The following is a 24,552-nucleotide window of genomic DNA, read 5'->3' as shown; positions in this document are numbered from 1 at the left end:
CGGTCGCAAATCAGCCACAGAGACATTCAACTTGCCCCACTCCCCCCAACGCCGCTGGTACCTCCCGGTCACCCTGGTCGCCGCCCTGGTGCTCCTGCCCCTGAGCGTCCTGCTGCTGTCCTGGCAGTCGATCGACCTGCAGATCTGGTCGCACCTGCTCGACACCCAGATGACTCGCCTGCTGGGCAATACCCTGACGCTGGTGGGGGGTGTGGGCATCGGCGTCACGGTACTGGGGGTCAGCCTGGCCTGGTTGACCAGCCTCTGCGAGTTCCCTGGCCGGCGCTGGCTGGACTGGGCGCTGATGCTACCGTTCGCCATCCCGGCCTATGTACTGGCGTTCGTCTTCGTCGGCCTGCTGGACTTCGCCGGCCCGGTGCAGAGCGCCCTGCGCGAGGTGTTCGGGCCGATGCGCCTGCCGCGGGTGCGCTCCACCGGCGGGGTGATCGTCGTACTGGTGCTGGTGTTCTACCCCTATGTCTACCTGCTGGCGCGCAGCGCATTCCTGGCCCAGGGCAAGGGCCTGATGGAAGCCGCGCGGGTGCTGGGGCTGTCCCCGCTGCAAGCGTTCTGGCGCGTGGCTCTGCCCATGGCTCGGCCGGCGATCGGCGCCGGTATTGCCCTGGCCCTGATGGAAACACTGGCCGACTTCGGCGCGGTGGCAGTGTTCAATTTCGACACCTTCACCACGGCCATCTACAAGACCTGGTACGGCTTCTTCAGCCTGTCCAGCGCTGCCCAGCTGGCCAGCCTGCTGCTGCTGGCGGTGATGCTGGTGCTGTATGGCGAGCGCCGTGCCAGGGGGGCCAGCCGCAGCGGCAACGAGCGGCCGCGCGGGCAGGCGCTGTACCACCTGCACGGGGTCAAGGCGTTGCTGGCCAGCGGTTGGTGCTTGCTGGTGTTCGCCTGCGCCTTCGTCATCCCGCTGCTGCAACTGCTGGCGTGGTTCTGGCAGCGTGGCCGACATGACCTGGACGAGCGCTATGTCGGCCTGGTGTTGCACACCCTGTACCTGGGCGGCATGGCGGCGCTGGTCACGGTGTGCGTGGCGTTGCTGCTGGCCTTTGCCCGGCGCCAGGCGCCGACGGGTGGTATTCGCGCCGGGGTGGGCCTGGCCAACCTGGGCTATGCCTTGCCCGGCTCGGTACTGGCGGTTTCGATCATGCTGGCCTTCAGTTACCTCGACAACCACCTGGTCATCCCGCTGTCCAGCTGGCTGGGCGGTGCCGGCAAGCCGCTGCTGCTGGGCAGCCTGGCCGCATTGCTGCTGGCCTACCTGGTGCGCTTCATCGCGGTGGCCTACGGGCCGCTGGAGAGCAGCCTGGAGCGGATCCGCCCGTCACTGCCCGAGGCATCCCGCAGCCTGGGCGTCGGTGGCGCGGGATTGTTTTTCAAGGTGTATCTGCCGCTGCTGGTGCCTGGCGCGCTCAGCGCCGCCCTGCTGGTGTTCGTCGACGTGCTCAAGGAAATGCCGGCCACCTTGCTGATGCGCCCGTTCGGCTGGGACACCTTGGCGGTAAGGGTGTTCGAGATGACCAGCGAGGGTGAGTGGGCGCGTGCATCGTTGCCGGCACTGACCCTGGTGCTGGTGGGCCTGCTGCCGGTCATCGGCCTGATCCGCCGTTCGGCACGTCGACCCGGTCACAGTCACTGAGGGTGCCAGCCCGCGCCCTTGCGGCTACAATGCGCGGCATTCGCGCGGCGGGTCCTACACAAGAAGAGCTGACGACCCGACGTCATCGACCGCCGCCGCTTCGCCACGCCCGGAAGGAGAAACCCATGGGACAGCGCACGCTTTTGTATGACCTGCACCTGGCGCTTGGCGCCAAGACGGTCGATTTCGGTGGCTGGGACATGCCCCTGCACTATGGCTCGCAGGTCGAGGAGCACCATCAGGTGCGCAGCGATTGCGGGGTGTTCGATGTTTCCCACATGACCGTGATCGATGTCGATGGTAGCGACGCCACTGCCTGGTTGCAGCGTCTGCTGGCCAACGACGTGGCCCGCCTCGACGACACCGGCAAGGCGCTGTACAGCCCGCTGTTGCAGGAACAGGGCAGGGTGATCGACGACCTGATCGTCTACCGCACACAGCATGGCTATCGCCTGGTCACCAACGCCGCCACCCGTGCCAAGGTACTCGACTGGCTGCAGCAGCAGCGTGACGGTTTTGCCGTGGACTTCCAGGTCCGCCCAGACCTGGCCATCCTTGCCATCCAGGGCCCGCATGCTCGGGAAAAGGTTGCAGCCCTGCTCAGCCCCTCGCGTGCGGCGCTGATCCGCGAACTGCGTCCTTTCGAAGGCTTTGCCGAAGGCGACTGGTTCATTGCCCGCACCGGTTATACCGGTGAAGACGGCCTGGAGATCATCCTCCCCGGCGAGCAGGCCGTGGCCTTCTTCAACGACCTGGTCGGTGCCGGCATCGCCCCCAGCGGCCTTGGTGCCCGCGATACCCTGCGCCTGGAAGCCGGCATGAACCTGTACGGCCAGGACATCGACGAAAACCACACACCGCTCACCTCCAACCTCGGCTGGAGCATCGCCTGGGAGCCGGCCGAGCGCGATTTCATCGGGCGCGCCGGGCTGCTGGCGGAAATCGAGCACGGCGTGCAGGAAAAACTGGTCGGCCTGGTGCTGGAAGAGCGTGGCGTGCTGCGTGCCCACCAGGTGGTGCGTGTAGCCGGGATTGGCGAAGGGGAGATCACCAGTGGTAGTTTCTCGCCTACGCTGAGCAAGTCCATTGCCCTTGCACGCGTGCCCATGGCCACCGGCGACCGGGCCGAGGTGGAAATTCGCAGCAAGTGGTACCCGGTGCGGGTGGTCAAACCGACCTTCGTGCGCCACGGCAAGATCCTGATCTGAACAATTTTTAACCGGCGGGCGTACCGCTGAGCCAATCGAGGAATTCAAGACATGAGCAATATCCCCGCCGAACTGCGTTTTGCCGAAAGCCACGAGTGGGCTCGCCTGGAAGCCGACGGCACCGTGACTGTTGGTATCAGCGACCACGCCCAGCAAGCCCTGGGTGACGTGGTGTTCGTCGAGTTGGCCGAAGTCGGCAAGGTATTCGCCGCTGGCGATGCGGCCGGTGTGGTCGAGTCGGTCAAGGCCGCTTCGGACATCTACGCCCCGGTCGGTGGCGAAGTGATTGCGGTCAACGAAGAGCTGGCAGACAGCCCTGAGCTGCTCAACGAAGAACCTTACGATTCGTGGATTTTCAAGCTGAAGCCAAGCAACCCGGCCGAGCTGGACAAGCTGCTGGATGCTGCGGGCTACAAGGCCGCGATCGGCGAGTAAGACCGCGTCGCCTTCTTCGCGGGCACGCCCGCTCCCACAGGAGTAGCGCCAGCCTCAGGGCTCGTGGTTGACCTGTGGGAGCGGGCATGCCCGCGAAGAGGGCGGTACTGCAAAACAAGTTTCCCCGCAGAATCGGCAATCCCTTCCTAGACTTGTAAGTCTCCATGAGAGCTGTTCCAGGAAGAGAGCGTCGTCATGTCCCAGTCGCCATCCCTGCATCAACTGCAAGAGCTCAACCCATTCCTGCGTCGCCACCTGGGCCCGGATGCCACGGAGCAGCAGGCCATGCTCAATGCGCTGGGTGTCGCCAGCCGCAGTGAGCTGATCGAGCAGACCGTACCGCCAGACATCCGCCTCAACCGCCCCCTCGACCTGCCGCCTGCACTGGACGAACAGGCCGCCCTGGCCAAGCTCGCCGGTTACGCCAGGCAGAACCAGGTCTGGACCAGCCTGATCGGCATGGGCTACCACGGCACCATCACCCCCACGGTCATCCTGCGCAACGTGCTGGAGAACCCGGGCTGGTACACCGCCTACACGCCTTATCAGCCCGAGATTGCCCAAGGCCGGCTGGAGGCGCTGCTGAACTTCCAGCAGATGGTCATCGACCTCACCGGGCTGGCCCTGGCCAATGCCTCGCTGCTCGACGAAGCCACCGCCGCCGCCGAGGCAATGGCCTTGGCCAAGCGGGTGGCGCGCAACAAGAGCAATGCCTTCTTCGCCGATGAGCACTGTCACCCGCAAACCCTGTCGGTACTCAAGACCCGTGCCGAGGGCTTCGGCTTCGAGCTGATCGTCGACTCTGTGGATAACCTTGGCAAACACGCGGTTTTCGGGGCCTTGCTGCAGTACCCGGATACTCACGGCGAGGTGCGCGACCTGCGCCCGCTGATCGACCATTTGCACAGCCAGCATGCCTTGGCCTGCGTAGCCGCCGACCTGCTCAGCCTGGTGGTGCTGGCACCGCCTGGGGAGCTGGGAGCCGATGTGGTGCTGGGTTCAACCCAACGCTTTGGCGTACCGATGGGCTATGGCGGCCCCCACGCGGCCTATTTCGCCTGCCGCGATGACTACAAGCGAGCCATGCCGGGGCGCATCATCGGCGTGTCGCGCGATGCCCGTGGCAACACCGCGCTGCGCATGGCACTGCAGACCCGCGAGCAGCATATCCGCCGCGAGAAGGCCAACTCCAACATCTGCACGGCCCAGGTGCTGCTGGCCAACATTGCCGGCTTCTATGCGGTATACCATGGCCCCGAAGGCCTGCAGCGCATTGCCCAGCGCGTGCACCGGCTGACCTTCATCCTGGCCGCCGGCCTTGAGGCCAAGGGCATCAAGCGCCTCAACCAGCACTTCTTCGACACCCTTACCCTGGACGTCGGCGGTGCCCAGGCGGCCATCATCGAAAGCGCCGAGGCCGCCCAGATCAACCTGCGAATCCTTGGCCGCGGGCATCTGGGCGTGAGCCTGGACGAGACTTGCTCGGAGCAGACGGTGTTGCGCCTGTTCGATATCTTCCTGGGGGTGGATCACGGCCTGGATATAGCCGCACTCGACCAACTGGCCCTGCCCGAAGGCATCCCTGCCAGCCTGGTGCGGCGCACGCCGTTTCTCGCCCACCCGGTGTTCAACCTGCACCACAGCGAAACCGAGATGCTGCGCTACCTCAAGCAACTCGAGAACAAGGACCTGGCGCTGAACCAGTCGATGATCCCGCTGGGCTCGTGCACCATGAAGCTCAACGCTACCAGCGAGATGATCCCCATCACCTGGCCCGGCTTTGCCCTGCTGCACCCGTTTGCCCCGGCGGCCCAGGCCACCGGCTACAAGGCGATGATCGACGAACTGGAAAGCTGGCTGTGCGCCATTACCGGCTTCGATGCCATCTGCATGCAGCCCAACTCCGGCGCCCAGGGCGAGTACGCCGGCCTGATGGCCATTACCCGCTATCATCGCAACCGCCACCAGCCGCAACGCACGCTCTGCCTGATCCCGTCGTCGGCCCACGGCACCAACCCGGCATCGGCGCAAATGGCCGGAATGGAGGTGGTGATCGTCGATTGCGACGACGATGGCAACGTTGACCTAGCCGACCTCAAGGCCAAGGCCCACTCGGCCGGGGATCGGTTGTCGTGCCTGATGATCACTTACCCATCGACCCACGGCGTGTACGAGGAGGGGATTCGCGAAATCTGCGAAGTGGTCCACCAGCATGGTGGCCAAGTGTATATGGATGGTGCCAACCTCAATGCCCAGGTGGGCCTGGCGCGTCCGGCGGATATCGGCGCCGACGTTTCACACATGAACCTGCACAAGACCTTCTGCATCCCCCACGGTGGTGGCGGCCCGGGCATGGGCCCGATCGGCATTCGCGCGCACCTCAAGCCGTTCGTCGCCAGCCACCCGGTGGTGCCGGTACCCGGTCTGGACCCGAACAACAGCGCGGTCAGTGCTGCGCCCTGGGGCAGTGCGAGCATTTTGCCGATCAGCTGGATGTACATAGCCATGATGGGCCCGCAACTGGCCGATGCCAGCGAGGTGGCGATCCTCTCGGCCAATTACCTGGCCAGCCAGCTGGGTGGTGCCTTCCCGGTGCTCTACCGCGGGCGCAACCAGCGGGTGGCGCATGAGTGCATCCTCGACCTGCGGCCGCTGAAGGCGCTGACCGGCATCAGTGAAGAGGACGTGGCCAAGCGCCTGATGGACTATGGCTTCCATGCGCCGACCATGTCGTTCCCGGTGCCGGGCACGCTGATGGTCGAGCCGACCGAGAGTGAATCGAAGGCTGAACTGGACCGCTTCGTCGAGGCGATGCTGGCGATTCGGGCGGAAATTGGCGAAGTGCAGGAGGGCAACTGGCCGGCGGAGAACAACCCGCTCAAGCATGCGCCGCATACCCTGGCCGATGTGCTGGCGGAGTGGGACAGGCCTTACAGCCTGGAGCAGGCGGTGGCGCCCAGTGCTCACGTGCGCCAGCACAAGTACTGGCCAGCGGTGAACCGGGTCGACAACGTTTATGGGGACAGGAATCTGTTCTGTGCTTGTGTGCCGGTGGAGGCGTATCGCTAATTGTGGTTTGCCTGTGCCGGCCCCTTCGCGGGTAAACCCGCTCCTACAGGACTTGTACAAGTTTCGAATACTGTGCAGTACCTGTGGGAGCGGGTTCACCCGCGAAGCAGGCGACGCGGTTACTCGGCTACCGCATTCTTGGCCAGGATGGCATTGGCCAGTTCCATGTCGGAAGCCTGCATCCCCGGGTTCTCCGCGCGAGCCTGGCGAATCGCCGCTTCGAGGAACGGCCCACGGATCGCGCCTTCGCTGGCCACGAAGCTGCCGGCGTCATCCTGCGCCGCCATCACCAGCTTGTGATCCCCGGAAGTCAGGTAGCTCGATGCCGTGGTAGCGCCGGTAGTCATCACGTTACGCCAGAAGGTATCGGCCATGGCCGAGCCGATAGGCAGCGAAAGCAAGGCAGCGGCAGCGATGGCGGTTTTGAAACGCATGTTGAAACACCTCGAAGGGTGAGGGTTGAAGATGCGCGGTTTGATCCTGCCACAGGGGTGCAAGTTCCTTGAATACAAAGGATTTTTGCTCAGGAACAGGCCCGTAGCACTTCCTCTAGGCGGGTCTGCCCACAGGCTACCTTGGCTTCGCCGCAGCGGCGCAGATCGAGCAAGCCATCGGCCACGGCCTGGCGCCGCAAACTGGCCAGATCGCTGTCCGGGCCTATCAGGGCGCGCAGGCTGTCGCTGGGTATCAGCAGCTCGAACAACCCTGTGCGGCCATGGAACCCCGTGCCACGACAGGTACGGCATGGCTGCCCTTCGCGCAGCGCTGTATCACCCCGGCAATCCGCGCACAGTGTGCGCACCAGCCGCTGGGCCATGACCCCCACCAGCGTCGCCTTGATCAGGTAGTCGGCCACACCCAGCTCCTGCAGGCGGGTGATCGCGCCACAGGCGTCGTTGGTATGCAGGGTCGACAGCACCAGGTGCCCGGTCAGGGCTGCCTGCACCGCCACCAGGGCGGTCTCGCGATCACGGATTTCGCCGATCATGATGATGTCCGGGTCCTGGCGCAGCATGGCCCGCACACCATTGGCGAATCCCAGGTCCAGGGCGGGTTGCACCTGCAACTGGTTGAAGGCGGGTTCCAGGCGCTCGATCGGGTCTTCGATGGTGCACAGGTTGACCTGCGGCGTGGCCAGCAGCTTGAGGCTGGCGTAAAGCGTGCTGGTCTTGCCGGACCCGGTGGGGCCGGTAACCAGGATGATGCCCTGACGATGACGCAGCAGGCCTTGCCACTGGTCCAGTTGCGCCCCGTCCAGGCCGAGCCGGTCGAAGCCTTCTTGCAACTGTTGCGGGTCGAACAGGCGCAGCACCAGTTTCTCGCCGAACGGAGTCGGCAATGTCGACAGCCGCAGTTCCACCTCGCCGCCGCCAGGCAGGCGGCTTTGCAGCCGGCCATCCTGCGGCCGCCGTTTTTCCGCGACGTCCATGCGCCCCAGGTGTTTCAGGCGGCTGACCAGCGCCAGGGTTACCCCGGCAGGGAAGGCATAGACGTTGTGCAGCAGGCCGTCGATGCGGTAGCGCAGCTGGCCCAGTTCGCGGCGTGGTTCCAGGTGGATATCACTGGCGCGTTGCTCGATGGCGTACTGCAGCAGCCAGTCGACGATATGCACGATGTGCGCGTCGTCCGCACTGGCCTCGGCCTGGCGCTTGCCCAGCTCCAGCAGCTGTTCGAGTTCGCCCAGGCTGGCTGACTGCTGGTGTTGCGCGCCCTTTACCGATTGGGCCAGGCGGTGGAACGACTGCCCTGCCTGGCGGACCTGCTGCGGGCTGGCCAGCACGCGCCGGATCGGCCGGCCCAGGCTGCGGGTGAGGTCGGCCAGCCAGTCGTCCTGGTAGGGCTGGGCGCTGGCGACGGTGACGCTGGAGGCGTCGGCGGCGACGATAAGGATGCCGTGGCGCTGGGCGAAGGCCGGGGATATCAGGCCGGTGACCTGGGGCAGGTCCAGTTGCAGCGGGTCGATGCGCAGGTAGGGCTGGCCGACCTTGTTGGCCAGCCATTGGCAGAGGCGATCCAGGTCCAGGGGCTTGCCAGGGTGTCGGCGGTCTTCCAGGGCGCAGGCGGCGATCTGTTCCAGCGGGTGGGCGGTGGGGTGATTGGCGGCGTGCTCGAGTACCTGCAGGGTGTCGTTGGCGTGCAGGTGCTGGTCGGCGAGCAGGCCCTGGAGCACGCGCTTGAGGTCGAGTGCCGGGTTGTCGGGGGTGTGCATGATTGGCGTCCGTGCCTGATAGGGGAGTGCTGATCAAGGCTAGCCGGACGGCGGAAGGTTAACGGAAGTGAAAAGTTTCGGAAATTTACTGTGCCTGTACTGGCCCTATCGCCGGCAAGCCAGCTCCCACAGGACCACCACAGGCTCGAAGATTGCGCTGTACCTGTGGGAGCCGGCTTGCCGGCGATAGGATCGGTAAATGCTTACACAACCGCCAGCTCCACCCGCTGCAGCTTGCTCAGGCTCACCTCACCCACACACACCAGGTTACGCAGTTTTTGCGCAATCACCTCGGCCCGGTGCCAGCTCAGGCCGCCGATGCCGACCTCGATATCCAGCCAGTCGTCCTGCTGACTGACCTGCACGCTGTGCGGGGTCAGGAACTGCAGGGCAAACAGGTTTAGTACCCGGCACAGGCTGTCAGGCTCGGCCTCGGCCTGCAGGCGATAGTGCACGGTGCTGTGGGCGCTGCTGGCGGCCCAGGCGTCGGTACGGGGCTGTGCGTTCATGCTGGTCTCCGCAAATGTTGGAGAAATTCTTGCACGTTAGTGGCGGTATTTTTTCGCTATGATTTGATCATTTCGCTGTATTGGCGAATTGTTCTATTCATGAAGTGCTGTTCAGGAGAATTATTGATGCACAGCGAGCTGGACGCCTACGACCGCCGTATCCTCGAACTGCTGCAGGAGGACGCTTCTCTGTCCAGCGCGCAGATCGCCGAACGCGTGGGGCTGTCGCAATCGCCGTGCTGGCGGCGTATCCAACGGTTGAAGGAGGAGGGTGTGATTCGTGGGCAGGTGACCTTGCTGGACCGCAAGAAGGTCGGCCTGAACACGCAGATATTCGCCGAGGTGAAACTGAACGCCCACGGGCGCTCCAACTTCACCGAGTTCACCGACGCAATCCGCGGGTTTCCGGAGGTGCTGGAGTGTTATGTGCTGATGGGGTCGGTGGACTTTCTGTTGCGCATCGTCACCCCGGATATCGAGGCTTATGAACGATTCTTCTTCGAAAAGCTGTCGAACGTGCCGGGGATACAGGAGGTGAACTCGATCGTGGCGCTGTCGGAGATCAAGTCCACCACCAGCCTGCCACTGTCGCGTTGAGGCCATTCGCGGGCTCGCCCGCTCCCACAGGTGCTGTGCAGGCCCAGGCCTTGTGCAGTTCCCTGTGGGAGCGGGCAAGCCCGCGAAGAATGCGACGCGGTATCACGCCTTGAGCAGATGCTTCCAGCCGCGGCTCTGATCCACCGCCCGAGCCTGCTCGATACGCGCTTCCAGTACTTCATCGCTGATCGGCTGCTCAGCCAGCTCATGTAGCTTCTTCAGGTCGCCATACAGGCGGTCCATCTGGGGCGCTTCCAGCACCTGACGAGCATGGTGCAGCCAGGCCAGCAGCTGCTCGATACGCGGCAGTTGCTCGGCCAGGTCTTCCGGCCGCTGGGTGTACAGCGGCAGCTTCAACGCTCGGCCTTCTTCGCCCAGCAGGTGCGCCAGCCAGCTTGCCAGCTGCGCCTTGCCCTGGCGCTCGCCACGGCCTTTGCGCTCCACGGTCCAGGCACGGGCCAGCAGCCAGCGCGAGGTTTCCAGCGAGAACTGGCCCCAGCGCACGTCTTCCAGTTCTTCGGCGAACTGCTCGGGGGCGGCGCGGCGGATATCTTCGTCTTCGTTACCGGCCTGCACCAGCGGGCGCCAGTCTTCGAGCACGGCGTCCAGGCTGCTGCGCAGGTCACGGGTGTTGGCGCGTGGCGCGGCCTGGCCCAGGCTGGCGGTAATGGCACGCAGCTCGCTCAGGCACTCGACCCAGTCCTGCAGCAGGCGCCAGTGGCCGTTGTGGCGGTATTGCTCGGCCAGGCGCTGGCTGCTGCCCAGCAGTTGCCAGGCCAGTGCGGCGTAGGCGTCGTCTACGGCCATTTCGGCTTCCAGCTCGGTGTGCGGCAGGCCCAGCTCGTAGCTGTCCGGCTCCAGCAGGCGGTAGCCACGCTCGGCCTTGCTGATGTCACATGGCATCAGCGGCAGGCTGGCGGCCAGCTCGGCGGCCAGTTCCAGCAGTGCCTGCGGCTCACCTTCACGCAGTTCCAGTTCCAGCTCGCAGATTTCTTCCTTGCGCTTGCCGGCGATCACGAAACCCTGGTCCAGTGCGGCCTCGATCACCACCTTGCTCTTGCCACGGCCCCAGGCGATTTCGGCGTATTCACGGCTGAAGTCAGTGGTGAACAGCGGCTTGATGGTCTTTTTGTCCAGGTTGGCCAGTTGCGCGGGCCAGCAGCTGTCGTCGAGCTTCTTCAGGTCGAGCTTGACCTTGTCCAGCTGCCATTCGTGCTCGTTGCGCTCGGACAGGCCGGCCACGCTGGTGCCGCGGCACTTGAGGGTCTGGATGATGGCCTCGCCATCGCGGCGCAGGCGCAGGGCGACACGGGCAGCAGAGAGCTCGCGCTCGGGGGTGTCGAAGTACTGGTTGAGCAGTTCGCGGGTCTGCCAGCCGGACTTGTTGCGCTTTTTCAGCAGAGGGTGCTCGCGCAGGGCGGCAAGGGTCTCGCGGCTGGCGCGGAGCTTGAGTTCGGTTTCTTTGTGCATCACAGGCTCGAAGGAGGGGGCGTGGTTGCCCAGCAGTCTACAGGAGTCGGCTCTCGTCTGTTGGATCGTGGTTGGCTTCTTCGCGGGCTTGCCCGCTCCCACAGGTACAGCATCGCTTTCAAGGGCGGTGCAATCCCTGTGGGAGCGGGCAAGCCCGCGAAGAAGTCCACACGGTTGGACGGCATTGCTATGATGGGCAACGCTTCCGAGGAGTACGCGCATGCCGTTGCCGACGCTGAAAGACCAGTTCGCCGCCCTGATCGCCGCGCCCTCGGTCAGTTGCACCCAGCCTGCGCTGGACCAGTCCAATCGCCAGGTCATCGACCTGCTGGCCGGCTGGCTGGGTGACCTGGGTTTCAAGTGCGACATCCAGCAGGTCAGCCCCGGCAAGTTCAACCTGCTGGCCAGCCGTGGCACCGGCCCGGGTGGCCTGGTGCTGGCGGGGCACAGCGACACCGTACCCTACGACGAACAGCTGTGGGCCAGCGACCCGCTGAAACTGACCGAAACCGACGGCCGCTGGGTCGGCCTGGGCAGCTGTGACATGAAGGGCTTCTTCGCCCTGGTCATCGAAGCGGTCATCCCATTGCTGGAGCACGATTTCAAGCAGCCGCTGCTGATCCTCGCTACCTGTGACGAAGAAAGCTCCATGTCCGGGGCCCGTGCCCTTGCCGAGGCTGGCCAGCCGCTCGGCCGTGCGGCGGTGATCGGCGAGCCCACCGGGCTGCGGCCGATCCGCATGCACAAAGGCATCCTCATGGACCGCATCGACATCCTCGGGCGCAGCGGCCACTCCTCGGACCCAAGCCTGGGCCGCAGCGCCTTGGAGGCCATGCACGCAGTGATGGGCGAGCTGATGGGGTTGCGCCAGCAATGGCAGCAAACCTACCGCAACCCGCAGTTCACCGTACCGACCCCGACCATGAATTTCGGTTGTATCCACGGCGGCGACAACCCCAACCGTATCTGCGGCCAATGTGCCTTGGAGTTCGACCTGCGCCCGCTGCCAGGCATGGATGTGGAGCAACTGCGCGCGGCCATTCGCGCCAAGCTGATGCCGGTGGCAGAGCGCTTTGAGGTGCGCATCGACTATGCGCCGCTGTTCCCGGAGGTGCCGCCGTTCGAGCAGGCAGCCGACGCCGAGCTGGTGCAAGTGGCGGAGCGCCTGACCGGCCATCGCGCCGAAGCGGTGGCGTTCGGCACCGAAGCGCCTTATCTTCAGCAACTGGGTTGCCAGACCATCGTGCTGGGCCCCGGCGACATCGCCTGTGCCCACCAGCCCGGCGAATACCTGGAAATGTCACGAATCGAGCCTACCGTGCGTCTATTGCGTGACCTGATCCGGCACTATTGCCTGGACTAAACGTCAACCGAACTGTTTCGTTCCTGCCTAGAGGAGACCGCGCGTGACCGCAAGCCTGTTCCGACGATGATCCTGAACGCCCCCTGTATCGCCGTTCTCCGTCCACTTATCCACAGGCCCTGTCATGCCCGACTACGTCAACTGGCTGCGTCATGCCTCCCCGTATATCAATGCCCATCGCGACTGCACCTTCGTGGTCATGCTCCCTGGCGATGGGGTGGAACACCCTAATTTCGGCAACATCGTCCACGACCTGGTGCTGCTGCACAGCCTGGGCGTGCGCCTGGTGCTGGTGCATGGCTCGCGCCCGCAGATCGAAAGCCGCCTGGCTGATCGCGGCTTGACCCCGCACTACCACCGTGGCCTGCGCATCACCGATGCCGCCACCCTGGACTGCGTGATCGATGCCGTCGGCGCCCTGCGCCTGGCCATCGAGGCACGCCTGTCGATGGACATCGCCGCTTCGCCGATGCAGGGTTCGCGCCTGCGCGTGGCGTCCGGCAACCTGGTCACGGCGCGGCCGATCGGCGTGCTCGAAGGCGTGGACTACCACCACACCGGCGAAGTGCGTCGGGTCGACCGCAAGGGTATCAGCCGCCTGCTCGACGAGCGCTCCATCGTGCTGTTGTCGCCGCTGGGCTACTCGCCCACGGGTGAAATCTTCAACCTGGCCTGCGAAGACGTGGCCACCCGCGCCGCCATCGAACTGGGTGCCGACAAGCTGCTGCTGTTCGGTGCCGAGCCGGGCCTGCTGGATGCCGATGGCAAGCTGGTGCGTGAGCTGCGCCCGCAGCAGGTTGCCCCGCATCTGCAGCGCCTTGGCAGCGATTACCAGGGCGAATTGCTGGATGCCGCGGCCGAAGCCTGCAAAGGCGGCGTGGCGCGCAGCCATATCGTCAGTTATGCCGAGGACGGCGCCTTGCTGACCGAGCTGTTCACCCGTGGCGGTGGCGGCACGCTGGTGTCGCAGGAGCAGTTCGAAGTGGTGCGCGAGGCGACCATCGAGGACGTGGGCGGTTTGCTGGAGCTGATCAGCCCGTTGGAAGAGCAGGGCATCCTGGTGCGCCGTTCGCGTGAGGTGCTGGAGCGGGAGATCGAGCAGTTCAGCGTGGTCGAGCGCGAAGGCATGATCATCGCCTGTGCGGCGTTGTACCCGATTGCCGACTCCGATGCCGGCGAGCTGGCGTGCCTGGCGGTGAACCCCGAGTACCGCCATGGCGGGCGTGGCGACGAGCTGCTGGAGCGCATCGAAAGCCGGGCGCGACAGTTGGGGCTGAACACCTTGTTCGTGCTGACGACGCGTACCGCGCACTGGTTCCGCGAACGCGGGTTTGCGCCGAGCGGGGTCGAGCGGCTGCCAGCGGCGCGGGCTTCGCTGTACAACTACCAGCGTAATTCGAAAATCTTCGAGAAGCCTCTGTAAGCCTGTACCGGCCTCTTCGCGGGCTCGCCCGCTCCCACAGGTACACCGCAGGCTTCAGACCTTGTGACTACCCTGTGGGAGCGGGCAAGCCCGCGAAGCAGGCGACACCGATCTCGAACAAGAACGCCGCCCTTGTGGGCGGCGTTTTCGTTTACACGGTATGCAGGTACCAGTTGTACTCGAGGTCGGAGATCGAGTGCTCGAACTCCTCCAGCTCGCTCTCCTTGCACGCGACGAAGATGTCGATGTACTTCGGATCGATGTACTTGTTCAGGATCTCGCTGTCGTCCAGCTCGCGCAGGGCATCGCGCAGGTTGTTCGGCAGGCTCTGCTCCAGCTGCTCGTACGAGTTGCCTTCGATCGGCTCACCCGGCTCTACCTTGTTGGTCAGGCCATGGTGCACGCCGGCCAGTACGGCGGCCATCATCAGGTACGGGTTGGCGTCGGCACCGGCCACGCGGTGCTCGATGCGTACGGCGTCCGGCGAGCCGGTCGGCACGCGCAGGGCCACGGTGCGGTTGTCCAGGCCCCAGCTTGGCGCGTTCGGTACATAGAACTGCGCGCCGAAGCGGCGGTACGAGTTGACGTTCGGGCAAAGGAACGCCATGGACGCGGGCAGGGTCTCGAGCACACCGCCGACAGCGTGACGTAGCGCGGCGTTCTGCTCGGGATCCTCGCTGGTGAAGATGTTGTTGCCATCTTTGTCCAGCACGGAAATGTGTACATGCAGGCCGTTGCCTGCCTGGCCCGGGTAGGGCTTGGCCATGAAGGTGGTGTCCATTTCATGGTCGTAGGCGATGTTCTTGATCAACCGCTTGAGCAGTACCGCGTAATCGCAGGCCTTGAGCGGGTCGGCCACGTGGTGCAGGTTGACTTCGAACTGCGCTGGGGCGCTTTCCTTGACGATGGCGTCGGCCGGGATGCCTTGCTCCTTCGCGCCTTCCAGGATGTCCTGCAGGCAGTCGGCGTATTCGTCGAGGTCGTCGATCAGGTACACCTGGGTCGACTGCGGGCGCTTGCCCGAAATTGGCGAGCGCGGCGGCTGCGGGCGGCCGTTCACGTTCTCCTGGTCGATCAGGTAGAACTCCAGCTCGAACGCGGCGCAGATGGTCAGGCCCAGTTCGTCGAACTTGCTCACCACCTGACGCAGCACTTCACGCGGGTCGGCGAAGAACGGCTCGCCTTCGAGCTCGTGCATGGTCATCAGCAGCTGAGCGGTAGGGCGCTTTTGCCACGGCTCGTTACAGAGGGTGTCAGGGATTGGATAGCAGATGCGGTCAGCATCGCCGATGTCCAGGCCCAGCCCGGTGCTTTCAACGGTGGAACCGTTGATGTCCAGGGCGAAGAGGGAGGCAGGCAGGTTGATGCCTTTCTCGTAAACCTTGTGGAGGCTGGTGCGCTCTATGCGCTTGCCACGCACCACACCATTCATATCTGCAATCAGAAGGTCAACGTAGAGAACCTCAGGATGTTCCTTAAGGAACGCGTTCGCTTCGTTAAGCTGAACGGCACGCGGGGGTACCGACATGATGCAACACCTTTGTTGTTAAAAATATCAATCAAGGGGGGCTTGCAAGACCAGTCAATCGAAAAGACAAACTGATGTCAAGCCAACCCCATGATGCCCTGAAATGGCACATCGACGGCAGATTTGCTGCATATCGGGGCAAGCCATTATCCGCTATTTCCCTCGCAAAGGGCTATCTCCGACCAGCCGTGTTTTATTTTTTACGGAGGTGTTGTGTAAAAAAATGAACAAGGCTAAGCTCGGTCTCAACCCAGAACACAATAATACGAGGGTCACATGGTCCGCTTGCCGAGACCTGAAAGTACTGCCTGCGCAGTGCCATCGGGTACATCCGTCATTTTTGCAAGCTTCGTCAACGGCGTGGCCGCCCTGGCCGCAATAATTGACGTTTGGTGCTCCCGGACCTGCCCTCGCAGCGGCTTGCCGCCCTTCGTTTCGTCTTCCTGCCTTTCGAACTCATTACGGACACACTTGTTTTCAGTGTATCCACTGCGGCTCTGCGCGGGGGTTTTTGCTTTAGCAATGTACTCCATCCAGAATCAGTGCGCGGACCACCTTACCTCCTGAGGTATTTATGAGTAACAACCTCGACCAGCTCACCGATTGGTTGAAAGAGCACAAGATCACCGAAGTCGAATGCATGATCAGTGACCTGACCGGCATCACGCGCGGCAAGATTTCGCCTACCAACAAGTTCATCGCCGAAAAAGGCATGCGCCTGCCTGAGAGCGTGCTGCTGCAGACCGTGACCGGCGACTACGTCGACGACGACATCTATTACGAACTGCTGGACCCGGCGGACATCGACATGATCTGCCGCCCCGACGAGAACGCCGTGTTCCTGGTGCCATGGGCCATCGAGCCGACCGCCCAGGTGATCCACGACACCTACGACAAGAAGGGCAACCCGGTCGAACTGTCGCCGCGCAACGTGCTGAAGAAAGTCCTCAAGCTATACGCCGACAAGGGCTGGCAGCCGATCGTCGCGCCGGAGATGGAGTTCTACCTGACCAAGCGCAGCGAAGACCCGGACTTCCCGCTGCAGCCCCCGGTAGGCCGTTCGGGCCGGCCGGAAACCGGCCGCCAGTCGTTCTCGATCGAAGCCGCCAACGAATTCGACCCGCTGTTCGAAGACGTCTACGACTGGTGCGAACTGCAGCAGCTGGACCTCGACACGCTGATCCATGAAGACGGCACGGCGCAGATGGAGATCAACTTCCGTCATGGCAACGCTCTGCACCTGGCCGACCAGATCCTGGTGTTCAAGCGCACCATGCGCGAGGCCGCGCTCAAGCACAATGTGGCCGCCACTTTCATGGCCAAGCCCATGACCGGTGAGCCAGGCAGTGCCATGCACCTGCACCAGAGCGTGGTCGACGTGGCCACCGGCAAGAACATCTTCAGCAACGACGACGGCAGCATGAGCGAACTGTTCCTGCACCACATCGGTGGCCTGCAGAAGTTCATCCCCGAGGCATTGCCTCTGTTCGCCCCCAACGTCAACTCGTTCCGCCGCTTCCTGCCCGACACCTCGGCGCCGGTGAACGTGGAATGGGGCGAGGAAAACCGTACCGTCGGCCTGCGCGTGCCGGACGCCGGCCCGCAAAGCCGCCGGGTCGAGAACCGCCTGCCAGGCGCCGACGCCAACCCTTACCTGGCCATCGCCGCCAGCCTGCTGTGTGGCTACATCGGCATGGTCGAAGGCATCGACGCCAGCGCGCCGGTGCAGGGCCGTGGCTACGAACGCCGCAACCTGCGCCTGCCACTGACCATCGAAGATGCCCTGGAACGCATGGAAAACAGCCGTGCACTGGTGCAGTACCTGGGCAAGAAGTTCATCACCGGCTACGTCGCCACCAAGCGCGCCGAGCACGAGAACTTCAAGCGAGTCATCAGTTCCTGGGAGCGTGAGTTCCTGCTGTTTGCTGTCTGATCAACTTGGTGCCGCAGGACGCGGCTGTCGAACAACGGAGAAGCACATGAGCGTCAACAACCCGCAAACCCGTGAATGGCAAACCCTGAGCGGGGAGCATCACCTCGCGCCCTTCAGCGACTACAAGCAGCTGAAGGAGAAGGGGCCGCGCATCATCACCAAGGCCCAGGGTGTGCATTTGTGGGATAGCGAGGGGCACAAGATCCTCGACGGCATGGCTGGCCTGTGGTGCGTGGCTGTGGGCTATGGCCGTGAAGAACTGGTGCAGGCGGCAGAAAAGCAGATGCGCGAGCTGCCGTACTACAACCTGTTCTTTCAGACTGCCCACCCGCCTGCGCTGGAACTGGCCAAGGCGATCTCCGACGTGGCGCCGCAAGGCATGACCCATGTGTTCTTCACCGGCTCCGGCTCCGAAGGCAACGACACCGTGCTGCGCATGGTCCGCCATTACTGGGCGCTGAAAGGCAAGCCACAGAAGCAGACCATCATCGGCCGCATCAACGGCTACCACGGCTCCACCGTGGCTGGCGCCAGCCTGGGCGGCATGAGCGGCATGCACGAGCAGGGCGGCCTGCCGATTCCTGGCATCGTGCATATCCCGCAGCCTTACTGGTTCGGCGAAGGCGGCGACATGACCCCGGATGAGTTCGGGCTGTGGGCGGCCGATCAGCTGGAGCAGAAAATCCTCGAAGTCGGCGAAGACAACGTCGCCGCCTTTATCGCCGAGCCGATCCAGGGCGCCGGCGGCGTGATCATCCCGCCGGAAACCTACTGGCCGAAGGTGAAGGAGATCCTCGCCAAGTACGACATCCTGTTCGTCGCCGACGAAGTGATCTGCGGTTTCGGTCGTACCGGCGAGTGGTTCGGCTCCGACTACTACGACCTCAAGCCCGACCTGATGACCATCGCCAAGGGCCTGACTTCCGGTTACATCCCCATGGGCGGTGTGATCGTGCGTGACACCGTGGCCCAGGTACTCAGCGAAGGCGGCGACTTCAACCACGGCTTCACCTACTCCGGCCACCCGGTAGCGGCGGCGGTGGGCCTGGAAAACCTGCGCATCCTGCGCGACGAGAAAATCGTCGAGAAGGCGCGCACCGAAGCGGCACCTTATTTGCAAAAGCGTTTGCGTGAGCTGCAGGACCACCCTCTGGTGGGCGAGGTACGCGGCCTGGGCCTGCTCGGCGCGATCGAGCTGGTCAAGGACAAGGCCACCCGCAGCCGTTACGAAGGCAAGGGCGTAGGCATGATCTGCCGCACCTTCTGCTTCGAAAACGGCCTGATCATGCGTGCGGTGGGTGACACCATGATCATTGCGCCGCCGCTGGTGATCAGCCATGCAGAGATCGATGAACTGGTGGAAAAGGCACGCAAATGCCTGGACCTGACGCTCGAAGCGATTCGTTGACAGTTTGCTAGGCTGGAGAGGCCTGAATGGCTGTTTTGAATACTCAATTTCGGCACAAGGCTTTACTGGGCGGCGTTGGCACTCCTCGCCGTAGCTGGCTACGACTCGTCGTGCCGCCTTGCCCAGTAAACCCTTGCACTCGAACTTGAATATTCAAAACAGCCACTCAGGCCTCCGCGATGTGACATTAAGTCGTTACAAGGCCCTGCTTTCCTTGATACAGAGCCTTGTAACTTGCCAGACTAGCGACTGTTTCAGTCGCCGCGCGCTCTGCACCGTAGGTCCTGGCTGCTGAACAGATGGCTAAATAAAAAATTCTGGAGCATTACGCATGAATAAATTGGGCAAGACGTTGCTGGCCACCGCCCTGATGGGTGCCATGGCTACCGCTGTTCAGGCTGAAGACAAGGTGTTGAACGTCTACAACTGGTCGGACTACATCGCTCCGGACACCATCGCCAAGTTCGAGAAACAGTCGGGCATCAAGGTCAAGTACGACGTATTCGACAGCAACGAAACCCTCGAGGCCAAACTGCTGGCCGGCAAGTCCGGCTACGACATCGTAGTGCCGTCCAACAACTTCCTGGCCAAGCAGATCAAGGCTGGCGTGTATGAGGAACTGGACCGCTCCAAGTTGCCGAACTGGAAGAACCTCGACCCTGACCTGCTCAAGGCCGTTGGCGATGCCAGCGACAAGGACAACAAGCACGCCTTCCCGTACATGTGGGGCTCGATCGGTATCGGCTACAACCCGGAGAAGGTCAAGGCCGCGCTGGGCGTGGACAAGATCGACTCGTGGGACGTGGTGTTCAAGCCTGAGAACATCGCCAAGCTCAAGAGCTGCGGCGTGAGCTTCCTCGATGCCCCGACCGAAATGCTGCCGGCTGCTCTGCACTACCTGGGCCTGCCGACCGACAGTACCAAGAAGGAAGACCTGAAGGCCGCCGAGGACCTGTTCCTCAAGATCCGTCCTTCGATCACCTACTTCCACTCGTCCAAGTACATCGGCGACATGGCCAACGGCAACATCTGCGTAGCTGTCGGTTACTCGGGTGACCTGGAGCAGTCCAAGGCCCGTGCCCACGAAGCTGGCGACAAGGTCAAGGTGGACTACGTCATTCCGAAGGAAGGTGCCGGTACCTTCTACGACATGGTCGCCATCCCCAAGGATGCCGAGCATAAAGACGCTGCCTACCAGTTCATGAACTTCCTGATGCAGCCGGAAATCATGGCCGAGATCACCAACGCCGTGCGCTTCCCGAACGGCAACGCTGCCGCCACCCAGTTCGTGGACAAGGAAATCACCAGCGATCCGAGCATCTATCCACCAGCTGAAGTGAAGAAGCAGCTGTACGCGATCGCTGCGCCTGAAGCTTCTGCCCAGCGTGTGATCACCCGCAGCTGGACCAAGATCAAGTCGGGCAAATAAGCCCGATGCGGTACCTCTGGGCCGGGGAATCCCGGCCCAGAGCCAGTGAAAGGCAATTGATGATTGCGGCATCGAAGCTGCGAAGGTAAGTTGCGCGCCGGTTTTGCGTGTGCGGCAGCATTGTCGCTACCCAGGCACTGATTGTGAGGACCACCCACTTGTCCATTTCTGTATTCCGCAAGGCCTTGATGGCTGGAGCGGGCCTGACGCTGGCATGCAGCGTCCAAGCGGCGCCTACGGTGCACTTCTACAACTGGTCCGACTACATCGGCCCGACCACACTCGCGGACTTCGAGAAAGCCACGGGCATCAAGCCCGTGCAAGATGTGTTCGATTCCAACGAAACCCTGGAAGGCAAGCTGCTGGCCGGCAATACCGGCTATGACGTGGTAGTGCCGTCCAACCATTTCCTCGGCAAGCAGATCAAGGCGGGCGCGTTCCAGAAGCTCGACAAGAACCTGCTGCCCAATTATTCCAACCTGGACCCGGCGCTGATGAAGCGCCTGGAAAGGAACGACCCGGGCAACCAGTACGCCGTGCCTTACCTGTGGGGCACCAACGGCATCGGTTACAACGTCGACAAGGTGAAGGCCGCGCTGGGCGTGGACACCATCGACTCCTGGGCAGTGCTGTTCGAGCCCGAGAGCATGAAGAAGCTCGCCAAGTGCGGCGTGGCCTTCCTCGACTCGGCGGACGAAATGCTGCCGGCGGTGCTCAACTACATGGGGCTGGACCCCAACAGCACCAATGCCAAGGACTACCAGGCCGCCGAGAAGAAACTGCTGGCGGTACGCCCGTACGTGACCTACTTCCACTCGTCCAAGTACATCACCGACCTGGCCAACGGCGACATCTGCGTCGCGGCAGGTTTCTCAGGCGATGTGTTCCAGGCCAAGACCCGCGCCGAAGAAGCGAAGAAGGGCGTGAACCTGGCCTACGCCATTCCCAAGGAAGGCGGCAACCTCTGGTTCGACGTGCTGGCGATTCCCAAGGACGCCAAGAACGTCAAAGAGGCGCATGCCTTCATCAACTATTTGCTGAAGCCTGAGGTTATCGCCCAGGTCAGTGATTACGTCGGTTACGCCAACCCGAACCCCAAGGCTGGCGACCTGATGGACCAGGCCGTGAGGACTGACGCCGCGGTTTACCCACCGCAGGAAGTGCTGAACAAGATGTTCGTGAATTCAGAGTTGCCACCCAAGGTGCAACGGCTGATGACCCGTAGCTGGACCAAGGTCAAGTCGGGCAAGTAAAAATCCAGGCCCGTGGCGGCACCTGTAGCACAGGGCTCGCGGGCACAAAAATCTTGTTGGGAGTTTCACTCATGGCAGTTGCCTCCGGTGCCTATAAAAAAGCCCTCGAGGGTGGCCAGCAACCCAAGCAGGTGCTGGTCAAGATCGACCGGGTCACGAAAAAGTTCGACGAAACGGTAGCCGTGGACGATGTGTCCCTGGAAATCCGCAAGGGCGAGATCTTCGCCCTGCTGGGGGGCTCCGGTTCTGGCAAGTCCACCTTGCTGCGCATGCTGGCCGGCTTCGAACGCCCGACCGAAGGGCGGATCTTCCTTGATGGCGTCGACATCACCGACATGCCGCCCTACGAGCGGCCGATCAACATGATGTTCCAGTCCTACGCGCTGTTCCCGCACATGACCGTGGCGCAGAACATCGCCTTCGGCCTGCAGCAGGACAAGATGCCCAAGGCCGAGATCGACGCCCGCGTGGCCGAGATGCTCAAGCTGGTGCACATGACCCAGTACGCCAAGCGCAAGCCGCACCAGCTGTCCGGCGGCCAGCGCCAGCGCGTGGCACTGGCCCGCTCGCTGGCCAAGCGCCCCAAGCTGCTGCTGCTCGACGAGCCGATGGGTGCACTGGACAAGAAACTGCGTTCGCAGATGCAGCTGGAACTGGTGGAGATCATCGAGCGCGTTGGCGTGACCTGCGTGATGGTGACCCACGACCAGGAAGAGGCCATGACCATGGCCCAGCGCATCGCCATCATGCACCTGGGCTGGATCGCCCAGATCGGCTCGCCGGTGGACATCTACGAGACGCCTACCAGCCGCCTGGTGTGCGAATTCATCGGCAACGTCAACCTGTTCGAAGGTGAAGTGGTCGACGACGCCGAAGGCCACGCGATCATTGCCAGCCCGGAGCTGGAGCGCAAGATCTATGTCGGCCACGGCATCACCACGTCGGTGGAAGACAAGCACATCACCTACGCCCTGCGCCCGGAAAAGATGCTGGTCACCACCCAGCAACCGACCTGCGAGCACAACTGGTCGCGCGGCAAGGTTCACGACATTGCCTACCTGGGTGGCCACTCGGTGTTCTACGTCGAGTTGCCGAGCGGCAAGGTCGTCCAGTCGTTCGTCGCCAACGCCGAGCGCCAGGGCACCCGCCCGACCTGGGGCGATGAAGTGTACGTGTGGTGGGAAGACGACAGCGGCGTGGTACTGCGGTCATGAAACTGCGCAAGCTCAAGCGAGCCTTCCAGCGTATTACCCCGGAGGGGCGGCACCTGGTGATCGGCGTGCCGTTCATCTGGCTGTTCCTGTTCTTCATGCTGCCGTTCTTCATCGTGCTGAAGATCAGCTTCGCCGAAGCCGACGTGGCGATCCCGCCGTATACCGAGATCTACAGCTACGTCGAAGACAAGCTGCAGCTGGTGCTCAACCTGGCCAACTATGGCCTGTTGACCGAGGATGAGCTGTATATCTCGGCCTACCTGGGCTCGCTGAAGATGGCCTTCTTCAGCACCCTGCTGTGCCTGCTGATCGGCTACCCGATGGCCTATGCCATTGCCAACGCCAAGAAGGAGACCCAGACGGTCCTGCTGTTGCTGATCATGATGCCGACCTGGACCGCGATCCTGATCCGCGTCTATGCCTGGATGGGCATTCTCAGCAACAACGGCCTGCTCAACGGCTTCCTGCTGTGGACCGGGTTGATCGACCAGCCGCTGCAGATCCTCAACACCAACCTGGCGGTGTACATCGGCGTGGTCTATTCGTACCTGCCGTTCATGATCCTGCCGCTGTTCGCCAACCTGGTGAAGCACGACCCGAGCCTGCTCGAGGCCGCCTCGGACCTGGGTTCGAGCACCTTCAACAGCTTCTGGAAGATCACCGTGCCGCTGTCGAAGAACGGCATCATCGCCGGCTGCATGCTGGTGTTCATCCCGGTGGTGGGCGAGTTCGTGATTCCTGAACTGCTTGGCGGCCCGGAAACCCTGATGATCGGCAAGGTGCTGTGGCAAGAGTTCTTCAACAACCGTGACTGGCCGGTGGCCTCTGCGCTGGCGGTGGTCATGCTGGCGATCCTGATCGTGCCGATCCTGCTGTTCAACCGCAGCCAGGCCAAAGAAATGGAGGGCAGGGCATGAAACGCTTCAGTTTCTCCAAGCTGATGCTGGTGCTCGGCTTGCTGTTCATCTACCTGCCGATGCTGATCCTGGTGATCTACTCGTTCAACGCCTCCAAGCTGGTGACGGTGTGGGGTGGCTGGTCGGTGAAGTGGTACGTCGGCCTGCTCGACAACACCCAGTTGATGGGTTCGGTGATGCGTTCGCTGGAAATCGCCTGCTACACGGCGGTGGCGGCGGTGGCGCTGGGTACCTTGGCGGCGTTCGTGCTGACCCGGGTTACCCGCTTCAAGGGACGCACGCTGTTCGGTGGCCTGGTCACCGCGCCGTTGGTAATGCCCGAGGTGATCACCGGCCTGTCGCTGTTGCTGCTGTTCGTGGCCATGGCGCAGATGATCGGTTGGCCGCAGGAGCGTGGCATCGTCACCATCTGGATCGCCCATACCACGTTCTGTGCCGCGTATGTGGCGGTGGTGGTGTCGGCACGCCTGCGTGAGCTGGACCTGTCGATCGAGGAAGCGGCGATGGACCTGGGTGCCAAGCCGTGGAAGGTGTTCTTCCTGATCACCATCCCGATGATCGCGCCATCGCTGGCGGCGGGCGGCATGATGTCGTTCGCCCTGTCGCTGGATGACCTGGTACTGGCCAGCTTCGTCTCAGGCCCTGGTTCGACCACCTTGCCGATGGAAGTGTTCTCGGCGGTGCGCCTGGGCGTGAAGCCGGAGATCAACGCCGTGGCCAGCCTGATCCTGCTGTCGGTGTCGCTGGTGACCTTCTTCGTCTGGTACTTCAGCCGCCAGGCTGAAGAGCGCCGTCGCAAGGCGATTCAGCAGGCGATCGAAGAGGGCGCTGCGGCGAATGCTTCGCAGCCACAGGTGAAGCGCCCGGCGCAGGTTGCGGCGTCGGCCTGATCTGGCCCTTTCGCGGGCTCGCCCGCTCCCACAGGGATCACCA

The 24,552-nt window shown here is 63.2% G+C and carries 20 protein-coding genes; 14 read left to right on the top strand and 6 right to left on the bottom strand.

Going from position 1 to position 24,552, the window contains the following annotated elements; all coding sequences use genetic code 11:
• Positions 1–31 precede the first annotated feature (31 nt).
• The 4 genes from AC2T3R_RS25180 to gcvP all read left to right on the top strand — a co-directional run bounded on the left by AC2T3R_RS25180 (position 32) and on the right by gcvP (position 6,366).
• Positions 32–1,654: an ABC transporter permease gene (locus AC2T3R_RS25180; protein WP_410951506.1), complete on the top strand. Its 1,623-nt coding sequence runs from the start codon at positions 32–34 to the stop codon at positions 1,652–1,654.
• Positions 1,655–1,779: 125 nt separating this feature from the next.
• Positions 1,780–2,862, top strand: a complete 1,083-nt coding sequence (gene gcvT, locus AC2T3R_RS25175; RefSeq protein WP_013974716.1) for a glycine cleavage system aminomethyltransferase GcvT — start codon at positions 1,780–1,782, stop codon at positions 2,860–2,862.
• Between the two features lie 51 nt (positions 2,863–2,913).
• A complete protein-coding gene (gene gcvH, locus AC2T3R_RS25170) occupies positions 2,914–3,297 on the top strand; it encodes a glycine cleavage system protein GcvH (RefSeq protein WP_013974715.1) in 384 nt (127 codons plus the stop codon).
• Between the two features lie 195 nt (positions 3,298–3,492).
• Positions 3,493–6,366, top strand: coding sequence for an aminomethyl-transferring glycine dehydrogenase (gcvP, locus tag AC2T3R_RS25165; protein ID WP_486744409.1), 2,874 nt, complete (start codon positions 3,493–3,495; stop codon positions 6,364–6,366).
• Positions 6,367–6,485: 119 nt separating this feature from the next.
• Here the strand turns inward: gcvP and AC2T3R_RS25160 are convergent, their stop codons facing one another.
• The 3 genes from AC2T3R_RS25160 to AC2T3R_RS25150 form a co-directional block, all read right to left on the bottom strand.
• Positions 6,486–6,800, bottom strand: coding sequence for a DUF2388 domain-containing protein (locus AC2T3R_RS25160; protein WP_003259356.1), 315 nt, complete (start codon positions 6,798–6,800; stop codon positions 6,486–6,488).
• A gap of 89 nt (positions 6,801–6,889) precedes the next feature.
• Complete coding sequence (locus AC2T3R_RS25155) at positions 6,890–8,575, bottom strand: GspE/PulE family protein (protein ID WP_367245083.1); 1,686 nt, start codon at positions 8,573–8,575, stop codon at positions 6,890–6,892.
• Between the two features lie 203 nt (positions 8,576–8,778).
• Complete coding sequence (locus AC2T3R_RS25150) at positions 8,779–9,084, bottom strand: hypothetical protein (RefSeq protein WP_410951508.1); 306 nt, start codon at positions 9,082–9,084, stop codon at positions 8,779–8,781.
• A gap of 126 nt (positions 9,085–9,210) precedes the next feature.
• On the opposite strand from AC2T3R_RS25150, the gene AC2T3R_RS25145 reads away from it, so the two are divergent.
• Entirely contained in the window at positions 9,211–9,681 is a 471-nt protein-coding gene (locus AC2T3R_RS25145; protein ID WP_015272225.1) for an Lrp/AsnC family transcriptional regulator, read from the top strand.
• 102 nt (positions 9,682–9,783) lie between these two features.
• Here AC2T3R_RS25145 and AC2T3R_RS25140 read toward each other — a convergent pair whose 3' ends face one another.
• A complete protein-coding gene (locus AC2T3R_RS25140) occupies positions 9,784–11,151 on the bottom strand; it encodes a CYTH domain-containing protein (RefSeq protein ID WP_410951509.1) in 1,368 nt (455 codons plus the stop codon).
• Between the two features lie 220 nt (positions 11,152–11,371).
• Here AC2T3R_RS25140 and argE point away from each other — a divergent pair, with 220 nt between their 5' ends.
• On the top strand, positions 11,372–12,514 hold the full coding sequence (argE, locus tag AC2T3R_RS25135) for an acetylornithine deacetylase (RefSeq protein WP_189121443.1): 1,143 nt from the start codon (positions 11,372–11,374) through the stop codon (positions 12,512–12,514).
• A 124-nt stretch (positions 12,515–12,638) separates the two neighbouring features.
• Entirely contained in the window at positions 12,639–13,937 is a 1,299-nt protein-coding gene (gene argA / locus AC2T3R_RS25130) for an amino-acid N-acetyltransferase (protein WP_013974710.1), read from the top strand.
• Positions 13,938–14,088: 151 nt separating this feature from the next.
• Here argA and AC2T3R_RS25125 read toward each other — a convergent pair whose 3' ends face one another.
• Both AC2T3R_RS25125 and AC2T3R_RS25120 read right to left on the bottom strand, forming a co-directional pair.
• Complete coding sequence (locus AC2T3R_RS25125) at positions 14,089–15,465, bottom strand: glutamine synthetase family protein (protein ID WP_003259348.1); 1,377 nt, start codon at positions 15,463–15,465, stop codon at positions 14,089–14,091.
• A 272-nt stretch (positions 15,466–15,737) separates the two neighbouring features.
• A complete protein-coding gene (locus tag AC2T3R_RS25120) occupies positions 15,738–15,998 on the bottom strand; it encodes a hypothetical protein (protein WP_015272221.1) in 261 nt (86 codons plus the stop codon).
• A gap of 41 nt (positions 15,999–16,039) precedes the next feature.
• On the opposite strand from AC2T3R_RS25120, the gene AC2T3R_RS25115 reads away from it, so the two are divergent.
• From AC2T3R_RS25115 to AC2T3R_RS25085, 7 genes are all read left to right on the top strand, one after another.
• Positions 16,040–17,398 (top strand): glutamine synthetase family protein, encoded by a 1,359-nt coding sequence (locus AC2T3R_RS25115; protein WP_013974708.1) that lies wholly within the window; start codon positions 16,040–16,042, stop codon positions 17,396–17,398.
• 46 nt (positions 17,399–17,444) lie between these two features.
• Positions 17,445–18,806, top strand: a complete 1,362-nt coding sequence (locus tag AC2T3R_RS25110) for an aspartate aminotransferase family protein (RefSeq protein WP_350012862.1) — start codon at positions 17,445–17,447, stop codon at positions 18,804–18,806.
• A 331-nt stretch (positions 18,807–19,137) separates the two neighbouring features.
• Positions 19,138–20,235 (top strand): polyamine ABC transporter substrate-binding protein, encoded by a 1,098-nt coding sequence (locus AC2T3R_RS25105; protein ID WP_039615410.1) that lies wholly within the window; start codon positions 19,138–19,140, stop codon positions 20,233–20,235.
• Between the two features lie 158 nt (positions 20,236–20,393).
• Positions 20,394–21,488, top strand: coding sequence for a polyamine ABC transporter substrate-binding protein (locus AC2T3R_RS25100; RefSeq protein ID WP_486744408.1), 1,095 nt, complete (start codon positions 20,394–20,396; stop codon positions 21,486–21,488).
• Between the two features lie 71 nt (positions 21,489–21,559).
• The gene (potA, locus tag AC2T3R_RS25095) at positions 21,560–22,702 is read left to right on the top strand and encodes a polyamine ABC transporter ATP-binding protein (protein ID WP_013974704.1); all 1,143 of its coding nucleotides are present in this window, start codon (positions 21,560–21,562) and stop codon (positions 22,700–22,702) included.
• On the top strand, positions 22,699–23,619 hold the full coding sequence (locus tag AC2T3R_RS25090; RefSeq protein ID WP_013974703.1) for an ABC transporter permease subunit: 921 nt from the start codon (positions 22,699–22,701) through the stop codon (positions 23,617–23,619). Before potA ends, AC2T3R_RS25090 begins: the two co-directional genes overlap by 4 nt.
• Positions 23,616–24,509 carry an ABC transporter permease subunit gene (locus tag AC2T3R_RS25085; protein WP_003258560.1) on the top strand — a complete coding sequence of 298 codons (894 nt, stop codon included), beginning with the start codon at positions 23,616–23,618 and terminating at the stop codon, positions 24,507–24,509. The genes AC2T3R_RS25090 and AC2T3R_RS25085 overlap by 4 nt, the downstream gene beginning before the upstream one ends.
• Positions 24,510–24,552: the final 43 nt, after the last annotated feature.

The organism is Pseudomonas sp. PVC-5-1, assembly GCF_057444345.1.
Note: the sequence above shows the minus strand (reverse complement) of the source record. Positions and strands in the feature narration are given on the sequence as shown.

What these genes read in the sequence shown, in the direction of transcription:
- gcvT (WP_013974716.1), top strand. Translation starts at nt 1,780, where the DNA reads ATGGGACAGCGCACGCTTTTGTATGACCTGCACCTGGCGCTTGGCGCC.
- gcvH (WP_013974715.1), top strand. Translation starts at nt 2,914, where the DNA reads ATGAGCAATATCCCCGCCGAACTGCGTTTTGCCGAAAGCCACGAGTGG.
- gcvP (WP_486744409.1), top strand. Translation starts at nt 3,493, where the DNA reads ATGTCCCAGTCGCCATCCCTGCATCAACTGCAAGAGCTCAACCCATTC.
- AC2T3R_RS25160 (WP_003259356.1), bottom strand. Translation starts at nt 6,800, where the DNA reads ATGCGTTTCAAAACCGCCATCGCTGCCGCTGCCTTGCTTTCGCTGCCT.
- AC2T3R_RS25155 (WP_367245083.1), bottom strand. Translation starts at nt 8,575, where the DNA reads ATGCACACCCCCGACAACCCGGCACTCGACCTCAAGCGCGTGCTCCAG.
- AC2T3R_RS25150 (WP_410951508.1), bottom strand. Translation starts at nt 9,084, where the DNA reads ATGAACGCACAGCCCCGTACCGACGCCTGGGCCGCCAGCAGCGCCCAC.
- AC2T3R_RS25145 (WP_015272225.1), top strand. Translation starts at nt 9,211, where the DNA reads ATGCACAGCGAGCTGGACGCCTACGACCGCCGTATCCTCGAACTGCTG.
- AC2T3R_RS25140 (WP_410951509.1), bottom strand. Translation starts at nt 11,151, where the DNA reads ATGCACAAAGAAACCGAACTCAAGCTCCGCGCCAGCCGCGAGACCCTT.
- argE (WP_189121443.1), top strand. Translation starts at nt 11,372, where the DNA reads ATGCCGTTGCCGACGCTGAAAGACCAGTTCGCCGCCCTGATCGCCGCG.
- argA (WP_013974710.1), top strand. Translation starts at nt 12,639, where the DNA reads ATGCCCGACTACGTCAACTGGCTGCGTCATGCCTCCCCGTATATCAAT.
- AC2T3R_RS25125 (WP_003259348.1), bottom strand. Translation starts at nt 15,465, where the DNA reads ATGTCGGTACCCCCGCGTGCCGTTCAGCTTAACGAAGCGAACGCGTTC.
- AC2T3R_RS25120 (WP_015272221.1), bottom strand. Translation starts at nt 15,998, where the DNA reads ATGGAGTACATTGCTAAAGCAAAAACCCCCGCGCAGAGCCGCAGTGGA.
- AC2T3R_RS25115 (WP_013974708.1), top strand. Translation starts at nt 16,040, where the DNA reads ATGAGTAACAACCTCGACCAGCTCACCGATTGGTTGAAAGAGCACAAG.
- AC2T3R_RS25110 (WP_350012862.1), top strand. Translation starts at nt 17,445, where the DNA reads ATGAGCGTCAACAACCCGCAAACCCGTGAATGGCAAACCCTGAGCGGG.
- AC2T3R_RS25105 (WP_039615410.1), top strand. Translation starts at nt 19,138, where the DNA reads ATGAATAAATTGGGCAAGACGTTGCTGGCCACCGCCCTGATGGGTGCC.
- potA (WP_013974704.1), top strand. Translation starts at nt 21,560, where the DNA reads ATGGCAGTTGCCTCCGGTGCCTATAAAAAAGCCCTCGAGGGTGGCCAG.
- AC2T3R_RS25090 (WP_013974703.1), top strand. Translation starts at nt 22,699, where the DNA reads ATGAAACTGCGCAAGCTCAAGCGAGCCTTCCAGCGTATTACCCCGGAG.
- AC2T3R_RS25085 (WP_003258560.1), top strand. Translation starts at nt 23,616, where the DNA reads ATGAAACGCTTCAGTTTCTCCAAGCTGATGCTGGTGCTCGGCTTGCTG.